Raw genomic sequence first — 6508 nt, 5'->3', positions numbered from 1 at the left:
ACCAGCGCGCGGGGCTCCGCTGTCGCATCGTGCACTCGGTGAAAACTCACGGTGCCTCGGAAACCCTACCCAACCGGCCGGGACGCAGGTCCCTCGCCAAACTGGGCACCGGTCACTGGTGACCAGATTGTGACCTTTTCGGATCCGATCAGTGTTTCTCGGGTCCCACGTAGTACTCGAAGACCAGTCCAGCCGCCGAGGAAAGGATGAACGCCACACCGGCGACGATCAGCCACGGCAGCCAGAACGCGAGACCGACGGCGGCCACCGAGCCGGACAGCGCGATCATGATCGGCCACCAGCTGTGCGGGCTGTAGAAACCCAATTCGCCTGCACCATCGCTGATCTCAGCGCCTTCGTAGTCCTCGGGGCGAGTATCCAGACGACGGGCGACAAACCGAAAGAAGGTGGCGACGATGACCGCCAAGCCCCCGGTCAGGGCCAACGCGGTGGTACCCGCCCACTCGACGCCGCCCGTGGCGAACACGGCCGTCAGCACCGCGTACAGGACCGTCACCACGATGAAGAATGCGGCGACGAATTCAAACAACCTGGCTTCGATGTGCATGGAGTTGTCCTAACCTCTTGGGCTCGGGGCCAATTCGCCGCGACGGGTATCGAATGGTTTGGTGGTCGTGGCCAGCGGTGGCTGGTTGATCGCCTGCAACGCCTCGGCATTCGTCTTGCCGGCGATGCGCTGCTGCAGGAAGGCCTTGAAGTCGTTGGGCTCCACCACGCGAACCTCGAAGTTCATCATTGCGTGATAGGTGCCACACAGCTCGGCGCAGTGGCCAACGAAGGCTCCGGTGGTGGTGATCTCTTCCACTTGGAAGACGTTGACGGAGTGGTTGGCCTCCGGGTTGGGCATCACGTCGCGCTTGAACAAGAACTCGGGCACCCAGAACGCGTGGATGACGTCGGCTGAGGCCATCTGGAATTCGATCCGCTTGTGTGCCGGCAGGACCAGGACCGGGATTTCGGTGCTGGTGCCCAGGATTTCGACCTTGTCGAAGTTCAGGTAGGTGCGGTCCTCGGTGTTGAGGCCCCGGATCGGTCCGACGAGTTCCTCACCGTGGTGGTCCTTGCCTTCCGGCTTGGACGTCATCGCCTTTTTCTTCGCCTCGTCGGCACCCTCGTAGTTGAGGGTGCCGTCCTTGAAGGCCACCCGCTGGTAGCCGAACTTCCAGTTCCACTGGAACGAAGTGATGTCGATTACGACCTCGGGGTCCTTCTCGAGATGCAGCATCTTCTCCTGCACCACGACCGTGAAGTAGAACAGCACCGAGATGATCAGGAACGGCGTGACGGTGAGCACGAGTTCCAGCGGCATGTTGTAGCCGAACTGGCGGGGCAGTTCGGTGTCGGTCTTCTTCTTGCGGTGGAAGGCGCACGTCCAGAAAATGAGCGCCCACACGATCGCGCCGACGACGAGCGAGGCGACCACTGCCCAGATCCACAGCTGACGGTTGAGGTGCGCCTCGGGGGTGATGCCCTTGGGCCAACCCAGCGCCATCGCGTCTTCCCAGGTGCATCCGCTCAGGGTGAACGCGAGCAGGGCCAGCGCCGCGGTCAATGCCACCGGACGAAGACGACGGGACAGACCTCGCACTCCTCCGGAAGAGTGCTCAGACCTGCACTGCGACAAGCTGTGCGAACTAACCTGCCCGCGACGTGTCACGTTAACGCCTCCTGTATCGCAAGCTGTGCCGACTGCCCGCTGAGATAGCCCGGACCGAACTCGGTGTAACTCGGATGTCGAATACTACGCAGCGTAGACCACGCCCTCCCGGCAGGCGACTGCCTGGTCACCGGGACCCGCCGGGAGCGACAAACGCATGGGTCGTCGGAGTGCGGCATACTGGGGCGCCGTGTGTGGACTGTTGGCCTACTTGAGCGCTTCGGCGACTCCCGACGGCCTGGATGGGGCCGAGGCAGCGGCCGCTCAGGCCGCTCATGCCGCACTGGCCGATGGCGCGATCGCCCGCGCGTCGCACCTGATGCGCCACCGCGGACCGGACGAACCGGGCACCTGGGCGGACCTCGACGCCGACGGATCCGTGGTTTTCGGCTTCAACCGGCTGTCCATCATCGACATCGCGCATTCGCATCAGCCGCTGCGCTGGGGACCGCCGCAGGAGCCCGAACGCTACGTGCTGGTGTTCAACGGCGAGATCTACAACTACCTGGAGCTACGCGAGGAACTGCGTGCCGAGCACGGCGCCGTTTTCGCCACCGACGGCGACGGTGAGACCATCGTCGCCGGCTACCACTACTGGGGCGCCGAGGTACTGAAGCGGCTGCGTGGCATGTTTGCGTTCGCGCTGTGGGACACCGTGACCCGCGAACTGTTCTGCGCGCGCGACCCGTTCGGCATCAAGCCGCTGTTCATGGCGACCGGTACCGGCGGTACCGCCGTCGCCAGCGAGAAGAAGTGCCTGCTGGACCTGGCGGATTTGATCGAATTCGACACCGGCATCGACGAGCGCGCGGTACAGCATTACACCGTCTTGCAGTACGTCCCGGAGCCCGAAACGTTGCACCGCGGCGTGCGGCGACTGGAATCGGGTTGCTATGCCCGAATTCGACCCGGCGCGGCCCCGGAGGTCACCCGCTACTTCGTGCCGCGGTTCTCACCGGTTCCGATCTCCCCCGACACCGAGCAGGCCCGCTACGACGAGATCACCGCGGTCCTGGAGGACTCGGTAGCCAAGCACATGCGCGCCGACGTCACCGTCGGGTCATTTCTGTCGGGCGGGATCGACTCGACCGCAATCGCGGCTTTGGCGATCCGGCACAACCCTCGTCTGATCACTTTCACCACCGGTTTCGAACGCGAGGGTTTCTCGGAGCTGGACGTCGCCGTGGCCTCGGCGGAGGCGATCGGCGCCCGGCACATCGCCAAGGTGGTCAGCGCCGAGGAGTTCGTGGGCGCGCTGCCCGAGATCGTCTGGTACCTCGACGAGCCGGTTGCCGACCCCGCACTCGTGCCGCTGTTCTTCGTCGCGCGGGAGGCCCGCAAGCACGTCAAGGTGGTCTTGTCTGGCGAAGGCGCCGACGAGCTGTTCGGCGGCTACACGATCTATCGGGAACCGCTCTCGCTCAAGCCGTTCGACTACCTGCCGCGCACGCTGCGCCGGTCGATGGGCAAGGTGTCTAGGCCGCTGCCTGAGGGGATGCGCGGCAAGAGCCTGCTGCACCGGGGTTCGCTGACGCTCGAGGAGCGTTACTACGGCAATGCCCGCAGCTTCTCCGACGCGCAGTTGCGCGACGTGCTCCCCCGCTTCCGCGAGGAATGGACGCACACCGACGTCACCGCGTCGATCTATGCCGAGTCGGCAGGCTGGGACCCGGTTGCCCGCATGCAGCACATCGACCTGTTCACCTGGTTGCGCGGCGACATCCTGGTCAAGGCCGACAAGATGACGATGGCCAATTCGCTGGAGCTGCGGGTGCCGTTCCTGGATCCCGAGGTGTTCGCGGTGGCGTCCAGGCTGCCGTACCAGGCGAAGATCACCCGCACCACCACGAAATACGCGTTGCGGCGCGCCCTGGAGCCGATCGTGCCGGCCCACGTGCTGCACCGGCCAAAGCTCGGCTTCCCCGTTCCGATCCGGCACTGGCTGCGTGCCGGTGAGCTGCAGGAGTGGGCCTACGAGATGGTCGGCTCCTCGCAGGCCGGTCACCTGGTTGACCTGGAGGCGGTGCGCCGCATGCTCGACGAGCACCGCGTCGGCGACAGCGATCACAGCCGGCGACTGTGGACCGTGCTGATCTTCATGCTCTGGCACGCGATCTTCGTCGAGCACACCGTGGTGCCGCAGATCAGCGAGCCCGTGTACCCGGTCGAGTTATGAGCGCGAGAAGACGCGCACCTTCTCGCGCAAACTAGGCCAGCACCGCGGCGATCTCGGCGGCCGCGTCGTCGCCGTAGGCGCTGGCCAGCCGGGACTCCGCCACCGCGCGGTCCCACTCCCACTCCTGGGTACCGGTCGATTCGAGCACCAGCACCGCCACCAGCGAACCCAGCTGCGCTGAACGCTCCAGGCTCAGACCGGCGCTGCGGCCGGTCAGGAATCCGGCCCGGAAGGCGTCGCCGACACCGGTCGGGTCGGTCTGGCTGGTTTCGGGCACGACGCCGACGTGCACGGTGGTGCCGTCGCGGTCGACGATGTCGACGCCCTTGGCGCCCAGCGTGGTCACCCGCAGGTCGACCTGCGCGGCCACGTCGGCCTCGGTCCAGCCCGTCTTGGACAGCAGCAGATCCCACTCGTAGTCGTTGGTGAACAGGATCGCGGCGCCGTCGATGAGCTGCTTGATCTCGTCGCCGGACAGCCTGGCCAGCTGCTGGGACGGGTCGGCGGCAAAGGGAAGTCCCAGTTTGCGGCACTCGTCGGTGTGCACCACCATGGCCGCCGGGTCGTTGGCGCCGATGATCACCAACTCCGGGTTGCCTGTGTTCTTGGCCACCTCGGCCAACGAGATTTCGCGGGCCTGCGACATGGCGCCGGGATAGAACGACGCGATCTGGGCCATCTCGGTGTCGGTGGTGCAGACGAAGCGCGCCGTGTGGGCGGTCTTGGAGATCAGCACGTTGTCGCAGTTGACCCCGTGGGACTGCAGCCAGTCGCGGTAGTCGGCGAAGTCCTCACCGGCCGCACCGACCAGTGCGGCACTGCCGCCGAGCACGCCGATGGCGTAGGCAATGTTTCCGGCCACCCCCCCGCGATGTACCACCAGGTCGTCGACCAGGAAGCTCAGCGACACCTTGTGCAGGTGCTCCGGCAGCAGCTGCTCGGAGAACTTTCCTGGAAAACGCATCAAATGGTCCGTAGCGATAGAACCGGTCACCGCGATCGTCACTAAATCTCCGCCCTTCGTTTTTTAAAGACCGTCTAGCCTCTCATGAACGTCGGCCAGGCCTTCCGCACCCGTTGCGCTAGCCTGCCTAGAGCACTCACCTGGTTGCCGCGGCTCGATTCTTCAGCGGCAACCCGCTCGTCGCTTCGTCCCCCAGCGTAGGAGAACAACGATGGCCGGTCCGCACCCGCCGAACCCTGCCCTCGGCGCAGAGGGACCCCAACAGGCATCCCAGCAGGCACAGCCCTACCCGCAAACGGGGGCAGGTGAACCCGAAACGCTGGACTTTCCGCCCACTCCCGGCGAAGCTCCGAACTACCCCGGTCCCGGCTACCCGCCGCCGGCCACCGGCAGACGGCCCAAGCGGCTGCTGATCGGCGTGCTGTTGGCTATCGCGCTGGTGGCCGCGTTGACCACGGCCATCGTCTACGGGGTTCGCACCAACGGCGCCAACACCGGCGGATCCTTCTCCGAGGGCCCGGCCAAAGCGGCCATCCAGAGCTACCTGAACGCGCTGGCGCACCGCGACACCGAGGTCATCGTGCGCAACGCGTTGTGCGGGATCTATGACGCCGTCAAGGACAAGCGCTCCGACCAGGCGCTGGCGAAGCTGAGCAGCGACGCCTTCCGCAAGCAGTTCTCCGAGGTCGAAGTGACCTCCATCGACAAGATTGTGTACTTGTCGCAGTACCAGGCCCAGGCGCTGTTCAGCATGCAAGTGACCCCGGCGGTTGGTGGACCGCCGCGGGGTCAGGTGCAGGGCATCGCGCAGCTACTGTTCCAGCGCGGGCAGATCCTGGTGTGCTCCTACGTGTTGCGCACCGCGGGGCAGTACTAGCCCGTCAGTTGAACGAGTCGCCGCAGGCGCAGGAGCCGCTGGCGTTCGGGTTGTCGATGGTGAAGCCCTGCTTCTCGATGGTGTCGACGAAATCGATCGACGCGCCTTCCACGTAAGGGGCGCTCATCCGGTCCACCGTGAGTGCGACGCCACCGAAATCCACCGTCAGGTCGCCGTCCAGCGTCCGGTCATCGAAAAACAAGTTGTAACGCAGGCCGGCGCACCCGCCCGGCTGGACCGCGATCCGCAGCGCCAAATCGTCGCGTCCCTCCTGGTCCAACAGCGACTTCGCCTTGGTGGCAGCGGCCTCGGTCAGGATCACGCCGTGGGTCGCGGCGGTCGACTCGTTCTGCACCGTCATTGCATCTCCTACATGCCTCGTGGTCCGGGTAGGCGCCGCCAGCTCGATCCGGTCGGTCCAAATCGCAGCTGGGGCCTGGTCGGGGGAAAACCCACTACGTCAACGGTACCCCGGCGGGCCGCTATTCCCGAGTCGCGCCGCCGTCTCAGACGCCAAACCCATCAGCTGATTGGCCGCGTCGGCCAGTGCCAACCGGACCGAACCCGCGTATTCGGACATGGCCAGCGCGGACATGATGCCAGACACCCGGCTGGTTGATTTGTCTACCGAAACCTGGCCCGCCAGCACAATCACCGGAATCCCCAGCGCACGGGCGGCGCTGGCGATCTCGCCCACCACTTTTCCGTGCAGAGACTGCTGGTCGAAGTGGCCTTCGCCGGTCACGATCATGTCCGCGTCGGCCAGATCGTCGTCGAAATTCGTCAGCTCGGCGAAAATCGCGGCACCGGATT

The 6508-nt window shown here is 65.6% G+C and carries 7 protein-coding genes; 2 read left to right on the top strand and 5 right to left on the bottom strand.

Annotation, left to right across the window (positions count from 1 at the left end; all coding sequences use genetic code 11):
- Positions 1 to 148: 148 nt before the first annotated feature.
- Positions 149 to 568 carry a cytochrome c oxidase subunit 4 gene (locus tag A5634_RS19255; protein ID WP_065145629.1) on the bottom strand — a complete coding sequence of 140 codons (420 nt, stop codon included), beginning with the start codon at positions 566 to 568 and terminating at the stop codon, positions 149 to 151.
- A gap of 9 nt (positions 569 to 577) precedes the next feature.
- Entirely contained in the window at positions 578 to 1645 is a 1068-nt protein-coding gene (gene ctaC, locus A5634_RS19250) for an aa3-type cytochrome oxidase subunit II (protein ID WP_065145628.1), read from the bottom strand.
- A gap of 223 nt (positions 1646 to 1868) precedes the next feature.
- Here ctaC and asnB point away from each other — a divergent pair, with 223 nt between their 5' ends.
- Positions 1869 to 3854, top strand: coding sequence for an asparagine synthase (glutamine-hydrolyzing) (gene asnB / locus A5634_RS19245; protein WP_065145627.1), 1986 nt, complete (start codon positions 1869 to 1871; stop codon positions 3852 to 3854).
- Positions 3855 to 3885: 31 nt separating this feature from the next.
- On the opposite strand, the gene A5634_RS19240 is transcribed toward asnB, so the two are convergent.
- Positions 3886 to 4860, bottom strand: a complete 975-nt coding sequence (locus tag A5634_RS19240; RefSeq protein ID WP_065145626.1) for a carbohydrate kinase family protein — start codon at positions 4858 to 4860, stop codon at positions 3886 to 3888.
- Between the two features lie 169 nt (positions 4861 to 5029).
- Here A5634_RS19240 and A5634_RS19235 point away from each other — a divergent pair, with 169 nt between their 5' ends.
- Positions 5030 to 5695, top strand: coding sequence for an Rv0361 family membrane protein (locus tag A5634_RS19235; RefSeq protein ID WP_065145625.1), 666 nt, complete (start codon positions 5030 to 5032; stop codon positions 5693 to 5695).
- Positions 5696 to 5699: 4 nt separating this feature from the next.
- On the opposite strand, the gene A5634_RS19230 is transcribed toward A5634_RS19235, so the two are convergent.
- Both A5634_RS19230 and A5634_RS19225 read right to left on the bottom strand, forming a co-directional pair.
- Positions 5700 to 6056 (bottom strand): HesB/IscA family protein, encoded by a 357-nt coding sequence (locus A5634_RS19230; protein ID WP_065145624.1) that lies wholly within the window; start codon positions 6054 to 6056, stop codon positions 5700 to 5702.
- A gap of 99 nt (positions 6057 to 6155) precedes the next feature.
- On the bottom strand, positions 6156 to 6508 hold a 353-nt coding region (locus A5634_RS19225), incomplete at its 5' end, for a glycerate kinase (protein ID WP_172831744.1).

This window comes from Mycobacterium asiaticum, assembly GCF_001673365.1.
Classification (GTDB): Bacteria; Actinomycetota; Actinomycetes; order Mycobacteriales; family Mycobacteriaceae; genus Mycobacterium; species Mycobacterium asiaticum_A.
This window is presented reverse-complemented; position numbering and strand designations above follow the sequence as displayed.

What these genes read in the sequence shown, in the direction of transcription:
- A5634_RS19255 (WP_065145629.1), bottom strand. Translation starts at nt 568, where the DNA reads ATGCACATCGAAGCCAGGTTGTTTGAATTCGTCGCCGCATTCTTCATC.
- A5634_RS19230 (WP_065145624.1), bottom strand. Translation starts at nt 6,056, where the DNA reads ATGACGGTGCAGAACGAGTCGACCGCCGCGACCCACGGCGTGATCCTG.
- A5634_RS19235 (WP_065145625.1), top strand. Translation starts at nt 5,030, where the DNA reads ATGGCCGGTCCGCACCCGCCGAACCCTGCCCTCGGCGCAGAGGGACCC.